15 protein-coding genes and 1 rRNA gene are annotated in these 17,509 nt (G+C 71.4%); 8 read left to right on the top strand and 8 right to left on the bottom strand.

Annotated elements, in window-relative coordinates; all coding sequences use genetic code 11:
• Together ABZ444_RS50105 and ABZ444_RS50110 are read right to left on the bottom strand one after the other, a co-directional pair.
• On the bottom strand, positions 1–260 hold a 260-nt coding region (locus ABZ444_RS50105), incomplete at its 3' end, for an aldehyde dehydrogenase family protein (protein ID WP_358012174.1).
• Complete coding sequence (locus ABZ444_RS50110) at positions 257–1,537, bottom strand: aspartate aminotransferase family protein (protein ID WP_358012177.1); 1,281 nt, start codon at positions 1,535–1,537, stop codon at positions 257–259. The genes ABZ444_RS50110 and ABZ444_RS50105, both read right to left, overlap by 4 nt.
• Positions 1,538–1,772: 235 nt before the next feature.
• Between ABZ444_RS50110 and ABZ444_RS50115 the strand changes: the two genes are divergently transcribed.
• Positions 1,773–2,471, top strand: a complete 699-nt coding sequence (locus tag ABZ444_RS50115; RefSeq protein ID WP_358012180.1) for an alternative oxidase — start codon at positions 1,773–1,775, stop codon at positions 2,469–2,471.
• Here ABZ444_RS50115 and ABZ444_RS50120 read toward each other — a convergent pair.
• Positions 2,468–3,916 carry an MFS transporter gene (locus ABZ444_RS50120; protein WP_358012183.1) on the bottom strand — a complete coding sequence of 483 codons (1,449 nt, stop codon included), beginning with the start codon at positions 3,914–3,916 and terminating at the stop codon, positions 2,468–2,470. The two genes, ABZ444_RS50115 and ABZ444_RS50120, sit on opposite strands and share 4 nt — an antisense overlap.
• Before the next feature lie 55 nt (positions 3,917–3,971).
• Between ABZ444_RS50120 and ABZ444_RS50125 the strand changes: the two genes are divergently transcribed.
• Genes ABZ444_RS50125 through ABZ444_RS50145 form a run of 5 tightly spaced genes read left to right on the top strand, consistent with a single transcriptional unit; the run spans position 3,972 to position 9,414 of the window.
• Positions 3,972–4,673: a TetR/AcrR family transcriptional regulator gene (locus ABZ444_RS50125; protein WP_358012186.1), complete on the top strand. Its 702-nt coding sequence runs from the start codon at positions 3,972–3,974 to the stop codon at positions 4,671–4,673.
• A 13-nt stretch (positions 4,674–4,686) separates the two neighbouring features.
• A complete protein-coding gene (locus ABZ444_RS50130) occupies positions 4,687–6,315 on the top strand; it encodes an AMP-binding protein (protein WP_358012188.1) in 1,629 nt (542 codons plus the stop codon).
• A 56-nt stretch (positions 6,316–6,371) separates the two neighbouring features.
• Positions 6,372–7,988 (top strand): PucR family transcriptional regulator ligand-binding domain-containing protein, encoded by a 1,617-nt coding sequence (locus ABZ444_RS50135; protein WP_358012191.1) that lies wholly within the window; start codon positions 6,372–6,374, stop codon positions 7,986–7,988.
• Positions 7,985–9,016 carry a P1 family peptidase gene (locus ABZ444_RS50140; protein ID WP_358012194.1) on the top strand — a complete coding sequence of 344 codons (1,032 nt, stop codon included), beginning with the start codon at positions 7,985–7,987 and terminating at the stop codon, positions 9,014–9,016. Before ABZ444_RS50135 ends, ABZ444_RS50140 begins: the two co-directional genes overlap by 4 nt.
• A gap of 5 nt (positions 9,017–9,021) precedes the next feature.
• Positions 9,022–9,414 (top strand): cupin domain-containing protein, encoded by a 393-nt coding sequence (locus tag ABZ444_RS50145; protein ID WP_358012196.1) that lies wholly within the window; start codon positions 9,022–9,024, stop codon positions 9,412–9,414.
• Here ABZ444_RS50145 and trpS read toward each other — a convergent pair.
• Positions 9,411–10,373: a tryptophan--tRNA ligase gene (trpS, locus tag ABZ444_RS50150; protein WP_358012199.1), complete on the bottom strand. Its 963-nt coding sequence runs from the start codon at positions 10,371–10,373 to the stop codon at positions 9,411–9,413. The genes ABZ444_RS50145 and trpS overlap by 4 nt on opposite strands.
• A gap of 256 nt (positions 10,374–10,629) precedes the next feature.
• Between trpS and ABZ444_RS50155 the strand changes: the two genes are divergently transcribed.
• Complete coding sequence (locus tag ABZ444_RS50155; protein ID WP_358012202.1) at positions 10,630–12,099, top strand: phosphodiester glycosidase family protein; 1,470 nt, start codon at positions 10,630–10,632, stop codon at positions 12,097–12,099.
• 91 nt (positions 12,100–12,190) lie between these two features.
• On the opposite strand, the gene fxsT is transcribed toward ABZ444_RS50155, so the two are convergent.
• The 3 genes from fxsT to ABZ444_RS50170 form a co-directional block, all read right to left on the bottom strand.
• Positions 12,191–14,692, bottom strand: coding sequence for an FxSxx-COOH system tetratricopeptide repeat protein (fxsT, locus tag ABZ444_RS50160; protein WP_358012205.1), 2,502 nt, complete (start codon positions 14,690–14,692; stop codon positions 12,191–12,193).
• Positions 14,689–14,943 carry a hypothetical protein gene (locus tag ABZ444_RS50165; RefSeq protein ID WP_358012208.1) on the bottom strand — a complete coding sequence of 85 codons (255 nt, stop codon included), beginning with the start codon at positions 14,941–14,943 and terminating at the stop codon, positions 14,689–14,691. The genes fxsT and ABZ444_RS50165 overlap by 4 nt, the downstream gene beginning before the upstream one ends.
• A 578-nt stretch (positions 14,944–15,521) precedes the next feature.
• Entirely contained in the window at positions 15,522–16,010 is a 489-nt protein-coding gene (locus ABZ444_RS50170) for a MarR family transcriptional regulator (protein ID WP_358012211.1), read from the bottom strand.
• Between the two features lie 109 nt (positions 16,011–16,119).
• Between ABZ444_RS50170 and pip the strand changes: the two genes are divergently transcribed.
• Positions 16,120–17,088 carry a prolyl aminopeptidase gene (pip, locus tag ABZ444_RS50175; RefSeq protein ID WP_358012213.1) on the top strand — a complete coding sequence of 323 codons (969 nt, stop codon included), beginning with the start codon at positions 16,120–16,122 and terminating at the stop codon, positions 17,086–17,088.
• A gap of 333 nt (positions 17,089–17,421) precedes the next feature.
• Here pip and rrf read toward each other — a convergent pair.
• Positions 17,422–17,509, bottom strand: a 5S ribosomal RNA gene (gene rrf / locus ABZ444_RS50180); the annotation flags it as partial.

The raw sequence follows: 17,509 nt of genomic DNA on the forward strand, positions 1-17,509 counted from the left end.
GAGATCAGCGCGGCCAGCTCGTCACGGTGGGCGTCCATCAACTCCCTGAACCGGAACAACACCCGGGCGCGCTTGACCAGCGAGGCGGCCCGCCAGGCGGGGAAGGCCGCGACAGCCGCGGCGACCGCGGCGTCCACGTCGGCGGCCGAGGCCAGCCGCACGTGGCCGCTGACCTCCCCGGTCGCCGGGTTGAAGATCTCGGCCGTGCGGCTGTCGCCGTCCGCCGGAGCTCCGTTGATCCAGTGCTTGACCGACTTCACTGAGCTGCTGCCTCTGCGTTGATGACTTCGAGTGCGTTGACGATGATCCCCAGGCCCTCGGTGGCCTCCTCCACCGTGAGGGTGAGGGGCGGGGCCATGCGGATGGCGGTGCCGTACAGGCCGCCCTTGCCGGCGAGCAGGCCCGCCTTCTTGGTCTCCTCCATGAAGCGGACGGCCTGGGCGGGGCTCTCCAGCTCGACGGCGAACATCAGGCCCTTGCCGCGCACGTCCTTGACGATCGGCAGGCGCTCGGCCGCCTCCTTGAGGCCGCCGATGATGATGTCGCCGGTCCGCGCCGCGTTGGCCTGGAGGTCGTGGTCGAGGACGTAGTCGAGGGTGGCGTTCGCGGCGGCCATGGAGATGGGGTTGCCGCCGAAGGTGGACAGGCCCACGGCGTGCGGGGCGTCCATCAGGTCGCCGCGGGCGACGATGCCGCCGACCGCGAAGCCGTTGCCCAGGCCCTTGGCGAACGTGATCATGTCGGGGGTCACGTCGTGGTTCTGGATGCCGAAGAACGCGCTGCCCGTACGGCCCCAGCCGGTCTGCACCTCGTCGGAGATGAGCAGGATGCCCTGCTCGTCCAGGACCTCCTTGTAGGCGGCGAACAGCCCGTCGGGGGCCATGGTGAAGCCGCCCACGCCCTGGATCGGCTCGGCGATCAGCGCCGCCACGTCGTTGGAGACCGAGGTGGCCAGCACGTGGCGCAGGTCGTCCACGCACGCCTTGATGTAGTCGGCGTCGGACAGGCCCTTGAACTGGGTGAGGTGCCGGTCGGCGCCGTGCAGGAAGTGCACGTTGAGCGGGGAGAGCGAATTGTTCTTCCACGCCCGGTTGGAGGTGACGCTGACCGCGCCGAAGCTGCGCCCGTGGTAGCTCTGCCGCATGGCGAGCACCTGGTCGGTCTTACGGGCGTAGGTCGCGAGGAGGAGGGCGGTCTCGTTGGCCTCCGTCCCGGAGTTGGTGAAGAACACCTTGGCGTCGGGGATGCCGGAGAGCCGGGCGATCTTCTCGGCGAGCTCGACCTGGCCGCGCAGCAGGTAGACCGTGCTGGTGTGGACCACGCCGGTGGCGAGCTGGCGCTCGACGGCGTCCCGCACCTCGGGCACGTCGTACCCGATCATGTTGGTCAGGATCCCGGCGAAGAAGTCCAGGTAGCTCTTGCCATCGGCGTCGATGACGCGGTTGCCCTTGCCGCTGACGATCTCGATGGGCTCGTTGTAGTTGAGGGCCAGCCAGTTCGGCATCACTGCCCGGTGGCGCGCGAGAAGCTCCGACATGCTACCGAGTATCCCGTCCCCCAGGGCTTCCTGGCAGCGGCAGGCTGTCGGCGGGGGGTCAAATCACCTTACAAACTGTAAGTCCTCCCCCTAGGGGATCACCCGTGCGCCTGGGGGCGTACGCGCCGGCCCCCCGGTACGCCGCCAGAGGCATCGCGATTGACCACTCGCGGGCGACGACCCGGCGGGCCCCGTTCGGCCACCATCGGATCATCGACGAACCGAGGAGACCGAGATGACCGTCACCATCGACCTTCGCCCCGAGGCGCCCGCCGGGCCGCCCAAGCTCGACCGCGACCAGCTCCGCCGCGCCCAGCAGGACACCCTGGACACCCCGCGGATGAACTACAGCCTGCTGGCCCGGATGATGTTCAAGCCCGTCGACCTCATGTACGGCCGGAAGGGCTCCTACACGAAGTTCGCCATGCTGGAGATCATCGCACGGGTGCCGTACCAGGCGTGGGAGCGGATGGGCTACTGGGCCGTCCACCGGCACGCCGGACGGTCGGCCCTGGCCAGGAGGGTCTTCGAGCGCATCGTCGAGGCCCGCGCCGACCAGGACAACGAGCAGTGGCACCTGCTGATCATGCAGGACCTGGTGCAGCGCGCCGGGCAGCGGCAGAACTGGCTGCTGCACAAGGCGGCGCCGTGGCTGATCGCGTTCTTCTACTACCACGTGTCCTGGGTGCTGTTCGTGGTCCGGCCGGACTGGAGCTACCGGCTCAACGCCGAGTTCGAGGACCACGCCGAGCACGAGTACATGACGTTCGTGGCCGAGAACCCCGACCTGGACTTCGTGCCCGACCCCGGCACGTACGCCGACGAGTACGGCCGCTACCGCTCGGTGGCCGACCTGCTCCGGCAGATCGGCCACGACGAGCGCACGCACAAGCTCGACAGCCTGGAGAGCATGCGTGAGCCCCGCGTCCGCTAGACCTTGGCCGGCTCGGGAGCCGCGACGGGCGCGGCCGGGCGCAGCACGACCAGCGCGAGCAACGCGGCGGCGAGGCTGAACCCGGCCCCGACCCACGACCCGAGGTGCACGGCCACGGTGAAGGCCCGGTCGGCGACCTCGCCGAGCCCGATCTGTTCGGCGACCCCGATCGACTCACGGGCCGCCGCGGGCGCGTCGAGCGGCATCTCCGCGGTGTAGACGCCGGCCAGCACGCTGCCGAGCACGGCGATGCTCATGGCCAGGCCCACCTGCTGCACGGTGTCGTTGAGCGCGGAGCCGACGCCCGCGTGCTCCAGCGGGATGGCCCCCATCAGCGAGGCGTAGGCGGAGGGACCGGCCAGGCCGGCTCCCGCGCCCATCAGCACCAGCCCGCCCATCAGCGGCAGGTAGCCCGTGGTGAGCGCCATCACCACGAACCCGGCGGCCATGATCACCAGCCCGGCCGAGATCAGCACCCGGTTGGACACCTTCTTGCCCAGCGCCGCGCCGACGCCGTTGAACACGACGGCCGCCGCCGCCTGGGGCAGCATGGCCAGGCCCGCCTGGAGCTCGCCGTAGCCCAGCACGAACTGCAGGTACTGGGTCAGCATCAGCATCACGGCGCCCGCGCCGAACGACATCAGCAGGATCGAGAAGGACGCGCCGCTGAAGTTGCGGTTGCGGAACAGCTCCAGCGGCAGCATCGGATGCTCGGCCCGCCGCTCCCAGACGACGAACGCGGCCAGCGAGACCACCGCCACCGCGATGAGGGCCACGTTCCACTCCCGTTCGATGATCACGTAGACGGCCGAGGTCAGGCCGACGATCGAGAGCACCACGCCCACCGGGTCGATCCGCCGCCCGGCGCTGCGGGTCTCGGGCATCAGCACGAACGCGGCCACGATGGCCAGCACCGCGATCGGGATGTTGAGCAGGAAGACCGAGCCCCACCAGTAGTGCTCCAGCAGGAAGCCGCCCAGCGTAGGGCCGGCGATCACGCCGAGCATCGCCACGCTTCCCCAGATGGCCATGGCCTTGCGCCGCTCGTCCTCCTCGAAGACGGTCATGAGGATGGACAGCGTCGAGGGCATCAGGATCGAGCCGCCGACCCCCATCAGGGCCCGCGCGCCGATCACCTGCCAGGGCTCGGAGGCCAGCACGGCCAGCGCCGACGCGCCGCCGAAGAAGGCCAGGCCGATGACGAGGAAGCGGCGGCGGCCGTACCGGTCGGACAGGCTTCCGGCGGTCAGCAGCAGGCCGGCGAAGACCAGCACGTAGGCGTCGAGGATCCACTGGATGTCGGACGGCGTCGCGCCCAGCTCCTCGATCAGGGACGGGATCGCCAGGTTCAGCACGGTTCCGTCCACCGTGAGGACCAGCAGCGAGAGGCAGAGCACGACAAGGACCCACCAGCGTCGGGGGTCTCGTACAGCGTTCGAGGTCACTCGCACAGCGTACGACAACTCTCGCACACTGTGCGAGAGCATTTATCCTTGAGGCATGACCGGCAAGCAGTTCACCTCCGTCTGGTTCCGCGAGCCGCGCAAGGCCGCCGCCCCGGGCCGCAGCCGCGAGGAGATCGTCCGGGCCGCGCTGGAGCTGCTCGACCAGGAGGGGATGGCCGGGCTGAGCATGCGCAAGCTCGGCGCGAAGCTGGGCGCCGGAGCCACCAGCCTCTACTGGTACGTCGCCAACAAGGACGAACTGCTCGAACTCGCCTACGACCAGGTCTGGGCCGAGATGACCGTCCCCGACGCCGAGGAGGTGGGCTGGCGCGACGCCGCCTCGGCCATGGCCTACGGCATGCGCGCGGTCATGCTGCGGCACCCCTGGTCGGCCGACCTCCTCGGCCGGGTGCCCGCGCTCGGCCCGCACGCCCTGTCGGCCTCCGACCGGATGCGCAGGATCTTCAGGGCGGCCGGGTTCCACGGCCTCGACGTCGACTACGCCGTGGCCGCCGTCACCGCCTTCGTCTACGGCATGACCCTGCCCGAGATCGCCTGGGACACCACCGCGAACGACTCCGACTACGACGCCGACGAGATGCGCGGCATGGTCGCCAAGGCCGCGGCCGACTTCCCCGACATGCTGGAGAGCCTGGCCATGGAGGCGTACCAGGATCCACAGGTCATCCGGGCCACGGCGTTCGACTTCGGGCTCGTGTCGGTGCTCGACGGCCTTGAGCGGCGGCTGGCGACGTAGCAGGATCCGGGGCATGAGCGATTTCCGCGCCGCCCGCGACCTTCTCCTGAGCGCCGACTATCCCACGGCCCGACGTGACTTCCGCTGGCCGCAGGCCGAGCGGTTCAACTGGGCGCTCGACTGGTTCGACGGGGTGCTGGCCGCCGAGACTCCGCAGGCCGCGGCCCTGACCATCGTGAACCCCGGCAGCCGGGTCTCCCACACCTTCGCCGAGTTGTCGGCCCGCTCCAACCAGGTCGCCAACTGGCTGCACGAGCAGGGCGTGCGCCGGGGCGACCGCGTGCTGCTCATGCTGGGCAACCAGACCGAGCTGTGGGAGTCCCTGCTGGCGGCCATGAAGCTCGGGGCGGTGATCATCCCGGCCACGACCCTGCTGACGGCCAAGGACATCGGCGAACGCCTCGACCGCGGCCAGGTCGCCCACGTGATCGCCAACGCCGCCGACGCGGGCAAGTTCGGCACCGGCGAGTTCACCAGGATCGCGGTCGGCGACGCGTACGGGTGGCTGCCGTACCACGAGGCGTACGACGCCGACGAACGTTTCACCCCCGACGCCCCCACCCTGGCCGGCGACCCCCTGCTGCTCTACTTCACCTCCGGCACGACCTCCCGCCCCAAGCTGGTCGAGCACACCCACGCCTCCTACCCGGCCGGCCACCTGTCCACGATGTTCTGGATCGGCCTGCGCCCCGGCGACGTGCACCTCAACGTCTCCTCCCCCGGCTGGGCCAAGCACGCCTGGAGCAACGTCTTCGCCCCCTGGAACGCCGGGGCGACCGTGCTCATCCACAACTACGAGCGCTTCGCCGCCCGCGCGCTGCTGGAGGTGCTGCGCGACGAGCGGGTCACCACGTTCTGCGCGCCCCCGACGGTGTGGCGGATGCTCATCCAGGAGGACCTGACGGCCTGGAAACTGCCGTTGCGCACCGCCGTGGCCGCGGGCGAGCCGCTCAACCCCGAGATCATCGACCAGGTCGCCAAGGCGTGGGGCATCACCATCCGCGACGGCTACGGCCAGACCGAGACCACCGCCCAGATCGGCAACGTACCGGACGAGCCGGTCAAGCCCGGATCGATGGGACGCCCGCTGCCCGGCTACGACATCGTGCTCATCGACCCCATCACCGGCGAGCCCGGCGACGACGGCGAGATCTGCCTGCCGCTCGATCCCCGCCCCCTGGGCCTGATGGCCGGGTACGTCGGCGGCTCCGCCGAGGCCATGCGCGACGGTTTCTACCACACCGGCGACGTCGCCACCCGCGACCAGGACGGCTACATCACCTACGTCGGCCGGACCGACGACGTCTTCAAGGCCTCCGACTACCGCATCTCGCCGTTCGAGCTGGAGAGCGTGCTGCTGGAGCACCCCGCGGTGGCCGAGGCCGCCGTCGTGCCCGCCCCCGACCCGGTGCGCCTGGCCGTGCCGAAGGCGTACGTGATGCTGGCCCCCGGGTTCGAGCCCGGCGCCGAGACCGCGCGGTCGATCTTCGAGCACTGCCGCCGGGAGCTGGCGCCGTACAAGCGGGTGCGCCGGCTGGAGTTCGCCGAGCTGCCCAAGACGATCTCGGGCAAGATCCGGCGGGTGGAGTTGCGGGTGCGCGAACCCCAAGGTGAGTACCGCGAGGAGGAGTTCAATCTGTGACAGTGTGTATATGGTTGTATGACCGTTCTTACAGGTTGATCGGCTAGGCTCGCCCCGTGCTCCCCACCATCGCCGACGTCCTCGCCCTGGAGACCGTGCGCCGGGGTGGCCCGCGCGTGGTCGCGGGCGCCGACCGGCTCGACACCAGGGTGCGGTGGGTGCACGTCGGCGAGATCGCCGACATCGCCCACCTGCTGCGCGGTGGCGAGCTGGTGCTCACCACCGGCGTCGCGCTGCCCGACGACCCGGAGAAGCTCGCCGACTACGTCGGCGAGCTCGCCTCCGTGGGGGCCTCCGGGCTGATCGTGGAGCTGGGCCGCAGGTTCCTGCGCGAGCTGCCGCGGGCGGTGGTCAAGTCCGCCGAGGAACACGGCCTGCCGGTCATCGTGCTGGCCCGCGAGACGCCGTTCGTGCAGATCACCGAGTCCGTGCACGCCCGGATCATCGACATCCAGCTCGAGGAGCTGCGCGCCTCCGAGCAGTTGCACGAGGTGTTCACCGAGCTGTCGGTCGAGGGCGCCTCGCCCGCCGAGGTGCTGACCCAGGCCGCCCGGCTGTCCGGCCGCCCGGTGCTGCTGGAGAACCTCGCCCACCAGGTGCTGGCCTGCGAGTCCGCGGGCCGCGACGCCGGCGCGCTGCTGGCCGGGTGGGAGAGCAGGTCGCGGGGGGTGGCCCCGGCCGAGCGCACGGCCTACGACCCCGCCTCCGGCTGGCTGGTCACCACCGTCGGCGCGCGCGGCCAGGACTGGGGCCGGCTGATCCTGATCTGCGAGACGCCGCCGACGCCGCGCGAGATGGTGCTGGCCGAACGCGCCGCCACCACGCTCGCCCTCGGCCGCCTGCTCGAACGCCACCAGGAGTCCCTGGAACGCCAGGCCCACGGCACGATCATCACCGGCATCCTGACCCACGCCTACGCCGACCCCGACGAGGCCGCCGCCCGCGCCCGCGCCGTCGGCGTGCCGCTGACCGGGCGCAAGCTGATCAGCGTCGTCATCAGGCCGACCGAGCCCGTCGACCAGGCGCTCGACGGTCAGGCGCAGCTCGGCGAGCTGGCCGAGGCCACCGCCGCCGCCTGCCGCGACGCCCGCCTGCCCGCCCTGGTGGGCGCGCTCGACCAGGAGCGGGTCGGCGTCCTGCTGCCGCTCCCGCCGCGTACCGGCGCCGAGGCCGCGCTGACCGCGCTCGCCGAGCGGCTGCGCATGCTGTGGCGGCCCGGCTCGGCGTTCGTGCTGGCCGCGGGGTCGGTGGTGGAGTCCATCCGCGACGTACGGCGCAGCTTCCTGGAAGCCGAGCAGGTCGCCGACGTGGCCGTGCGCCAGCCGGACGGCCGCGCCTTCTACCGCCTGCCCGACCTGCGCCTGCGCGGCCTGCTCCACCTGCTGCGCGACGACGCGCGGCTGCAGACGTTCGCCGAGCGCGAGCTGGGCCCGCTGCTGGCGCACGACGCCCAGCGCGGCGGCGACCTCACCCGGATCCTGCGCACCTACCTCGACGCGGGCCGCAACAAGGCCGTGGCCGCCCAGAAGGCGCACCTGTCCAGGCCCGCCTTCTACGACCGCCTGCGCCGCCTCGAACGCATCCTCGACACCGACCTCGACGACGTCGAGTCATGCCTGTCACTGCACGTCGCGCTGCTGGCGCTGGAGTCGTTCCGCAGGGAGAACCGTTGAGAGCTCGTGATCACGGCATCGTCATCGGCGCCGGCGTCCCCGGTCCGCTGAACGCGATCACCGACGTGCCCGGCGTCCTCGTCGGCCACACCACGCTGACCGAGGGCACCGCCCGTACGGGGGTCACCGTCGTCCGCCCCGGCCCCGGCTCGGCCTACGACTCCCCCGTCTACGCCGGCTACCACTGGCTCAACGGCAACGGCGAGATGACCGGCCTGCCCTACCTGGACGACTTCGGCCTGCTGCACTCGCCGATCGGGCTCACCAACACCTTCTCCGTCGGCGTGGTGCGCGACGCGCTGGTCTCCCTGGAGATCGGCGGCCGAGGACGGAGCGCGTGGTCGCTGCCGGTGGTCGCCGAGACCTGGGACGGCCGGCTCAACGACATCGACGCCCGGCACGTCCGCCAGGAGCACGTCGAACGGGCCTACCACGGCGCCTCGGCGGGCCCGGTGCCCGAGGGTTCGGTCGGCGGCGGCACCGGCATGATGTGTCACGGCTTCAAGGGCGGCATCGGCACCGCGTCCCGCGTGACCGGCGACTACACGGTCGGCGTGCTCGTGCAGGCCAACCATGGCAGCCGCGACCGGCTCACCGTCAACGGCCGCCCGATCGTCATGGACGACGTGCCCCGCCCCGGCGGCCCCGAGGGCGCGGGGTCGATCATCGCCGTGGTCGCCACGGACGCGCCGCTCCTGCCCCACCAGTGCCGCAAGCTCGCCCAGCGCGCCGGTCTCGGCGTGGCCAGGACGGGCGGCGCCGGCGAGAGCGGCAGCGGCGACGGCTTCGTCTGCTTCGCCACCGGCAACCGCGGCCTGCCCTCCAACGCCCTCGACGACCGCGGCTCCGGCGTGTTCGAGGTGCGCGTGCTCGCCGACGCCCGCCTCGACCCGCTCTTCCACGCCGCGATCGAGGCCACGGAGGAGGCCATCGTCAACGCGCTGGTCGCCGCCGATACGATGACCGGCGCGGACGGCTTCACCGCCCACGCACTCGACGGCGCCCGCCTCGCCGACCTGGTGAAATGAGCAACATGTCTGACGTCCTGATGCCCGACCTCGAAGACCTCGGCCGCATGATCGCGACCGCCGGCGCGTTCGCCGTGCCCGTGCACGACCTACGGCTGACCCCCGACGAGCTCGACCCCGAGCAGATCGTCGCCGGCGACCCGGCCACGTCCTCGCTGGAGCTCGGCGACGGCAGGGGCATCTGGGAGATCACCCCCGGCGTCGTCACCGACGTCGAGACCGACGAGATCTTCGTGGTGCTGTCCGGCCGCGCCACGATCGCCGTCGAGGGCGGCACCACGATCGAGGTCGGCCCCGGCGACGTGTGCCTGCTGGCCGAGGGCGCGCGGACGACGTGGATCGTGCACGAGACGCTGCGCAAGGTGTACCAGTCCCGGCAGTCCGGGCAGCCCCGCTAGAACCCCATCGCCGCACGCACCTCCGCCAGCGTGCGGACCGCCCGCTCCCGGGCCCGCTCGTTGCCCTGCGCCAGCACCTGACGGACGTCGGCCTCGGTGTGCTCGCGCCGCCGCCGCCGGATCGGGCGCAGAAACTCGTTGACCGCCTCGGTGGTCAGCGCCTTGAGCGCGGCGGCCCCGCCGTCGCCGATCTCCTCGGCCATCTCCCGGGGCGGGCGGCCGAGGCAGAGCCCGGCCAGCGTGAGCAGGTTCGCGACCCCGGGCCTGTGCACCTCGTCGAAGGTGATCAGGCGGTCGGAGTCGGTGGGGGCCTTGCGGATGAGGGCCGCGGTCTCGTCCTCGGTGGCCGCCAGGGCGATGGCGTTGCCGCGGCTCTTGCTCATCTTGCCGCCGTCCAGGCCCATGAGCAGCGGACGCTCGCCCAACATGGCCTCGGGCAGCGGGAACACCTCGCCGTACCGCTCGTTGAAGCGCCGCGCGACCAGCCGCGCCACCTCCACGTGCGGAAGCTGGTCGCGGCCCACGGGCACCAGCGTGCCCTTGCAGAACAGGATGTCGGCGGCCTGGTGCACCGGATAGGTGAACAGCAGGCCGCTGACCGCGCGCCGGGCGCTGTGCGCGATCTCGTCCTTCACGGTCGGGTTGCGGCTCAGCTCCGCCACCGACACCAGGCTCAGGAACGGCAGCAGGAGCTGGTTCAGCTCCGGGATCGCGCTGTGCTGGAAGATCGTGACCTTGCCCGGGTCGAGGCCGACGGCCAGGTAGTCGAGGAGCACCTCGGTGATGTTGCGCTGGATCTCGCCGGGCAGGTCGCGGTCGGTGATCACCTGGTAGTCGGCGATCAGCACGTACGTCCGGTAACGGTCCTGCAGCTCCACCCGGTTGGCGAGGGTGCCGAAATAGTGGCCCAGATGCAGGCGTCCGGTCGGACGGTCGCCGGTCAGGACGACGTCGTTCACGATGGGTCTCTCCTTCAGGTGTGCCGCCTGAGGGGAGCCCGCACGCTCGGAAAGGGCCGCCACCAGGACGGCCCAGCATGGGAAATCAGCGGCCGTCTGCCGGCCGCCACCACATGCTGATACGGGTCATAGCTCAATGTTATCTGGGCTGGGTGTCAATCTCGTAACCTCTTGAGCAGTTTGGCGCGTTCGGCTGACTCCGCGACCTTGATCTCGTCAGGATGGTTCGGTCCCTTTTCCGCCCTCTGGAGAGTTCATGTCTCGACGCACCCTCGCCGGCGGCCTGGCCATAGCCGCCACGATCACCGTCACCACGCTGCCCGCCTCGGCGGCGCAGCTCGCGGTGAAGTTCCCGTCCGCCGGTTTCCCGCTGGGCTCCCGGCCCGCCGCCACCAAGACGCTGACCGCCGTGACGCAGGGCATCGACCTGTACGACGTGAAGGCGGGCAGCTCCACCGACGGCTACACGGTGACCGTGCTCATGCCGAGCGGCCGCGACTACGGCGCGCTGGAGACCGCCCAGGCCAAGGTCGCCGAGGTCGAGGCGGCCGGGGAGGCGCCGAGCCTGCAGAAGGTGATCCGGCCGAGCGTGGCCGACGCGCCCTCCCAGACCGTCTACATGGTCCGCGTGGGCCTGTGGTCCTTCAAGGACAAGGCGAAGGCCGACGAGAGCGCCAAGGCGCTCAAGGAAGCCGGGCTGAAGGTCAAGGTCGACTACCTCGGCGACGACGGCCTGAAGACCACCGGCCCCTGGGACGCCAAGGTCGTCATGATCGACTCCCGGACGTTCCGCGGCTCCTACGCCGCCTCCCTCGGCACCAGCGTCGCCGAGCGCGAGACGGTCTCCTCGATGGCCAAGGCGCGCAACGCGGTGGTCGGCGTCAACGGCGGCTTCTTCAACATCCACACCGCCAAGAACCTGCGCGGCGAGCCCGTCGGCGCCTCCGTGGTGGCCGGCCGGCTGCTCAGCGAGGCCGTGCCGGGCCGCTCCGCCGTGGTGCTCCAGGGCCGCCGCGCCCGCATCACCGAGCTGAAGACCGCCGTCACCGCCATCTCCCAGGACGGCGACAAGCTCGCCGTCAACGGCGTCAACCGCGCCGCCGCCACGGACGAGGCCGTGCTCTACACCGAGGAGTACGGCGCCAAGACCCCGACCGGCGGCACCGACGTCGTCCTCGACGCCAACGGCAAGGCGGTCACCGTACGCGCGAGCGGCGCCGCCGTGGCCAAGGGCGCCCGGGTGCTGCACGGCCAGGGCAGCGCCGCCGAATGGCTCGACGAGCACGCCTGGGAGGGCTGGACGGTCAAGATCGACACCAAGGTCACCGACCTGCGCACCCGCAGGGCACTCAAGCTGACCCCCGACCTGAACGTGATCGCCGGCGGCGTCGGCCTGGTGCGCAACGGCCACGTGAAGATCACCGCCAAGCGCGACGGCCACGACTCCGTGAACATGATCCTGCGCCGCCACCCGCGCACCCTCCTCGGCGTCACCAGGAACGGCAGCCTGATCCTGGCCACCATCGACGGCCGCCAGCCCGGCGTGACCATCGGCGCCAACTTCCACGAGGCCGCCCAGTTCATGCGCTGGCTCGGCGCGGTCCAGGCCATCAACCTGGACGGCGGCGGCTCGACCGCGATGGTGGTGTCGAACAAGCTGGTCAACCGGCCATCGGACGGCGTGGAGCGCGGCGTCGGCGACGCCCTCCTCGTCCTTCCCCAGTAGCCGCCGGGGCGCGAGGGGCAGGCTCGCCCCCTCCGCCCCGGCTCCCACCCCACCCCTGGCCCCAGGGGCGGGGACGCCTTCTGGCGGGGCTTCACGGGCGGGCGTGGGCCGTCCAGTGGGCGAGTTGTTCCCTGGTGGTCACCGTGGCCGGATGCCCGGCCCCGAGCACGCGAGCCCGGACCGGCAGCAGCGCCGCGCAGAGATCGCGGGCCCCCGCCGCGTCCCCCGCCATCCCCGTCCAGTACGCGAGGTTGGCCCTGGCGGTCAGGGTGTCCGGATGCTCGGGCCCCTGCACCCGCACCCGTACCGGCACCAAAGCCGCGTACTGATCGCGCGCCGCAGCCGCCTCCCCCAGCTCCCCCGTCCACCGCGCCAGCTCGTGCCGGATCGTCAACGTGTCCGGATGGTCGGGCCCGAGAATGCGCTCCCGGACGGGAAGCAGCGCCGCGTACAGATCACGGGCGGCCGCCGCGTCCCCCGCCTGCCCCGTCCACTGGGCCAGGCTGGCCCTGGCGGTGAGCGTGTCCGGATGCTCAGGTCCCTGCACCCGCTCCCGTACCGGCACCAAAGCCGCGTACTGATCGCGCGCCGCAGCCGCCTCCCCCAGCTCCCCCGTCCACCGCGCCAGCTCGTGCCGGACGGTCAACGTGTCCGGATGATGCGGCCCCGACACCCGCTCCCGTACCAGGAGCAACGCCGCGTACTGGTCACGGGCGGCCAGCGCGTCCCCCAGTTCACCGGTCCACCGGGCCAGCTCGTGCCGGTTGATCAGCGTCGAGGGATGCTCGGGCCCCTGCACCCGTTCCCGCGCCGGCAGCAGCGCCGCGTACTGGTCGCGGGCCGCGGCCGCGTCCCCCGCCTGCCCGGTCCACTGGGCCAGGTTCGCCTGCGTGGTCAGGGTGTCCGGATGCTCGGGGCCCGACACCCACTGCCGGACGGGCAGCAGGGCCGCGTACTGGTCGCGGGCGGCCACCGGATCGCCCGCCCGTCCCGTCCACTGGGCCAGGTTGTGCCGGGTCGTCAGGGTGTGCGGGTGTTCGGGGCCGAGCACCCGATCGTAGACGGGAAGCAGCTCCAGGTACTGGTCACGCGCCCCCGCCGGGTCGCCCGCCTCGCCCGTCCAGAGCGCCAGCTCGTGCCGGGCCGTCAGCGTGGCGACCGCCTCCGGTCCGAGCGCCGCCGCGAGCGCGTCGGCGATCTCCTGGAACAACGACCTCGCCGTACGGTAGTCGCCGCTGGCCCCCAGATACTGGGCCGTCTTGTCCATGCCGGGCGAGGTGGGCCCGAGCACCGTCCGGATGTGCGGCAGCAACCTGGCGTACCGCGCCCACCGCGCCTTCTGCCCCGGATTGTCGGGCAGCACGGCTTCCACCAGCACCGCCGCCACCTCCCGCCACCGGCGCTGCGCGCGCAGCGGAAGCTGGTCGAGCGTGACGGCCTGCACCAGCCGGTGCACCGTGACCGTCCCGTCCACGGGCGGACCGATCAGGCTGTGCCCCCGCAACGCGCTCAGCGCCGCGTTGATCCTCAGCGTGTCCCGCGGCAGCGCCCGCATCATCAGCAACACGCTCGGATGCACGTCACGCAGCACGCGCGTGCGGGGCCCCGGGATCCGCCCGTAGGCCCGCCGTCGTTGCACGTCCGCCCGGAACAGCTCCAGCGGCGCCCACCGCGCCAGCGGCGAGAGCAGCAGATGGTACGGAATCGCCTCGTGCGCGTAGCAGGACAGCAGCCGCAGCAGCGCGATGGCCTGCGGACTCGTCCTGGCCAGCCGCCGGAACGCGAACTGCCACGTGGAGGCCACCCGCTCGCGATACCCCCACGCCTGCCCCTGCGCCAGCAATTCGGCACGCTGGTGATGCAGCAGATCCAGGTATTCCGACAGCTCCAGCCCCGTCTCCGACATGTAGGCCGCGGCCTGCTCCAGCGCCAGCGGCAACGCCCCGAGCTCGGCCACCACGGCCGCCGCCGCCACGGCGTCGTCCTGCCCCGTGCTCGCCAGCATCAGCAGCGCCGCCGACTCCAGGTCGAGCACCGGCAGCTCCAGCCCGCGATCCCGCGGCCAGCTCCCGGACCGGCTCGTGATCAGCACGTGCCCCGGCCCCGCGGGTGGCAGCACCGCCCGCACCGCCTCGGCCTCCGGCACGTTGTCGAAGATCAACAACCACGGTTCGGTACGCGCCGCCAGCGCGGCGTGCACCTGGTCGACCGGGTCCGCCGCGTCCGCGCCCAGCTCCCGTAATCCCATGAGAGCCGCCAACCGGGCGAACGCCGCCGACAACACCGCAGGTTCGGCCGCCGGCAACTGCCAGACGAGCTCGTAGTCATGCTGGTGGCGATAGGCGTACTCCACCGTGAGGCTGGTCTTGCCCACGCCGCCGAGCCCGTGCACGGCCACCACCGCCGGCCGCACCTCGCTGGCCAGCAGCCGCTCCCGCAGCTCCGCCACGGCCTCGTCCCGCCCGACGAGCTGCGGCGGCCGCGGCGCCAGCTGCACGGGCCGCGTCGCCACCCGGGGCCGCGACGGCAGATGCACGTCCCCGATGACCTCGACATGCCCCCCGGTCACCGCCGTGGACCTGTCCCCGGTCATGGCCAGCCCGGACTCCTGCCGCCCGACCACGATCGACCGCTGCCCCTCGGCCTTCCCGGCCGCCCCACCAGCAGCACCACCGACCGCTCCACCGGCGGCGCCACCGCGACCGCCGCGGTCACCGCCAACGCCACCATCACCACCGGCGCCGCCAGGCCCACCACCGGGTCCACCCGCACCGGCCCCGGCGGTGCCCGTACCGACTGCTCCCTGACCAGCCCCAACGGGCCCCGCGCCACCAGAACCGGCACCAGCCCGCCCGGCCTCCTCGCCCCCCGGACCACGTTCGCCGCCACCTGTGGGTGCCATGGCCGCCCGCAGCTGCGCCCACAACCCGACCCCGGCGATGAACAACCCGGCGACACCCACGAACATGCTGACGACGCTGGCCCGCTTGTCCAGCATGTCCAGCTGTAACGGCTCGGCGAAGAACCCCACGACCCCCGCGGCCACCAACCCGACGGAGATCGACGCGAACGTCCACGCCAGCAGCCGACGGCTACGACGCGCTGACTGCTTGGAAGGGGAAGAAGCGGTCACTCTAATAGAGTTACCCGATTACGGTGGGTATCCCAGCGAGATTGTCAGGACCATGAACAACCCCTGACCTTGCCCAACCGCCATCCCAGCGCACGACATCACCGATCACCAGGCCCACAATCACGCCACCGCCCAGCCCAACGCTCCCGACACCAGCTTCCTCGCTGCCCAGCCACCCATCCGCTTCGAATCCGCCGACTTCACCCCGGCAGGACGGCGGGCGAGACACCCAGCTCGCCCAGCGGGCCGCCGCGCGGCCGACCCTCTGGCGAATCTCGACCCTGCGACCTCATCGCGGCGGCTCGACGAGATGACGAAGGATCCGCTGCCGCATCGACCGGCGTTCCAACGCCCGCCGCACCTCCTCGACCACGGCCGTCATCGCGTACGGGAGCTCGCCGTCCAGCTCGGCCACCGTCTCGTGGGTGGCACGCCACTCCGCCTCCAGGAACGGCACCAGCGACCGACCGCGCTCGGTCAGGTCGATCCGGCGGGTGCGGGCGTCGGGCCCCGGCTCCGAGGTGACGAGACCCTCCTTGCGCATGGCCGCGACGGTCTGGCTGATCGCAGAGTGCGAACGGTTCAGGGACTTCGCGAGCTCGCGAATGGTCAGCGGCCCCGCGTGGGCGAGCCGGATGAGCGGAAAGGCGAACCGCGTGCGCACCCCGTCGAGGCCGCGCTCCAGGTAGACCTGTTCGATCTCAGCGTCCATGGCCGCCAGAAGCTCGTGCAGGGAGTGCCAGGGGTCGGGGATCGCCGTGGGGTCCAAAGATGTCACAGTGCTAATATAACAGCGCTGGCATAATCGCGGGCCCGCATCAGACTTCGCCACCCGCGGCGTACCGCCGCGCCCGGTGCACCCCAATCCTCCAACTGTAGGAGCCCTCTTGTATCCCTCGATCGAACCGTACGAGCACGGCATGCTCGATGTCGGCGACGGCAACCTCATCTACTGGGAGGTCTGCGGCAACCCGGACGGCAAGCCCGCGGTCGTCGTCCACGGCGGGCCGGGATCGGGCTGTTCGACCGGCTCCCGCCGCAGATTCGACCCCGAACGTTTCCGCATCGTCCTGTTCGACCAGCGCAACTGCGGGCGCAGCCGCCCGCACGCCGCCGACCCGGCCACCGACCTGTCGGCGAACACCACCCACCACCTGATCGCCGACATGGAACGGCTGCGCGAGCACCTCGGCATCGACCGCTGGCTGCTGTACGGCGGTTCGTGGGGTTCGACGCTGATCCTGGCCTACGCCGAGGCCCACCCCGAGCGGGTCTCGGAGATCGTCATCCCGGCGGTCACCATGACCCGCCGCTCCGAGATCGACTGGCTCTACCGGGGCGTCGGCAGGTTCTTCCCCGAGGCACACGAACGGTTCGTGCAGGGCGTGCCCGAGGCCGACAGCGACGGGGACGTGTTCAAGGTGCTGGCGGCGTACTCGCGACTGCTGGCCGACCCCGACCCGAAGGTACGCGAAAAGGCCGCCCACGACTGGGTCACCTGGGAGGACGCGGTCATCTCCCAGGAGACCAACGGCACACCCAACGCCTACAGCAACCGGCCGGACGACGCCATCATGGCCATGACCCGCATCTGCGCCCACTACTTCGCCAACGCCGCCTGGCTGGACGAGGACGTGCTGCTACGCGACGCGCACCGGCTGGCCGGCATCCCCGGCGTCCTGATCCACGGCCGCCTGGACCTCGGCAGCCCTCTCCAGACAGCCTGGGACCTGACCAAGGTCTGGCCCGACGCCGACCTGCATGTGGTGGCAGACTCCGGACACACCGGCAGCGAAACCCTCAACAAGGTACTGAACGCGGCCATCGAGACCCTCTCGCCACCCAAACAGAGCTGACCTCCCGCCCCAGGCTGGACTTACCCCTTCACAGAGGTGAGCCGCAGGCAAGTCCCCCGCAGCACGGAATGCCTTCATGACAAAGGGTGTCGACGATCGGTTCGCGAAGACAGACCCCAACACCCCTCTCTTCACACTGCACGTCGACGACCGTCCCAGCCGCCGGCCGGAGCCTGGGACGCAAGCCAAAGCCGAATCCCGATAGCCCCAGGAGCCCGGAAATACTCCGGACATGCGGAAAGGGCCCCGGCCGAAGCCGAAGCCCTCAAGCCGGAACCCTCCCGTGAACGCGAAGAAGCCCCACACGAACCGTGTGGGGCCCCTTCAAAGATTGTCCGGCGGTGACCTACTCTCCCACACCCTCCCGAGTGCAGTACCATCGGCGCAGAGAAGCTTAACTTCCGGGTTCGGAATGTAACCG

Origin of the sequence: Nonomuraea sp. NPDC005730 (genome assembly GCF_040630865.1) — a bacterium.
Lineage (GTDB): Bacteria > Actinomycetota > Actinomycetes > Streptosporangiales > Streptosporangiaceae > Nonomuraea.

Excerpts from the sequence above, each read along its gene's own strand:
- ABZ444_RS50110 (WP_358012177.1), bottom strand. The coding sequence starts at position 1,537 with ATGTCGGAGCTTCTCGCGCGCCACCGGGCAGTGATGCCGAACTGGCTG.
- ABZ444_RS50115 (WP_358012180.1), top strand. The coding sequence starts at position 1,773 with ATGACCGTCACCATCGACCTTCGCCCCGAGGCGCCCGCCGGGCCGCCC.
- ABZ444_RS50125 (WP_358012186.1), top strand. The coding sequence starts at position 3,972 with ATGACCGGCAAGCAGTTCACCTCCGTCTGGTTCCGCGAGCCGCGCAAG.
- ABZ444_RS50130 (WP_358012188.1), top strand. The coding sequence starts at position 4,687 with ATGAGCGATTTCCGCGCCGCCCGCGACCTTCTCCTGAGCGCCGACTAT.
- ABZ444_RS50145 (WP_358012196.1), top strand. The coding sequence starts at position 9,022 with ATGTCTGACGTCCTGATGCCCGACCTCGAAGACCTCGGCCGCATGATC.
- ABZ444_RS50155 (WP_358012202.1), top strand. The coding sequence starts at position 10,630 with ATGTCTCGACGCACCCTCGCCGGCGGCCTGGCCATAGCCGCCACGATC.
- fxsT (WP_358012205.1), bottom strand. The coding sequence starts at position 14,692 with ATGACCGGGGACAGGTCCACGGCGGTGACCGGGGGGCATGTCGAGGTC.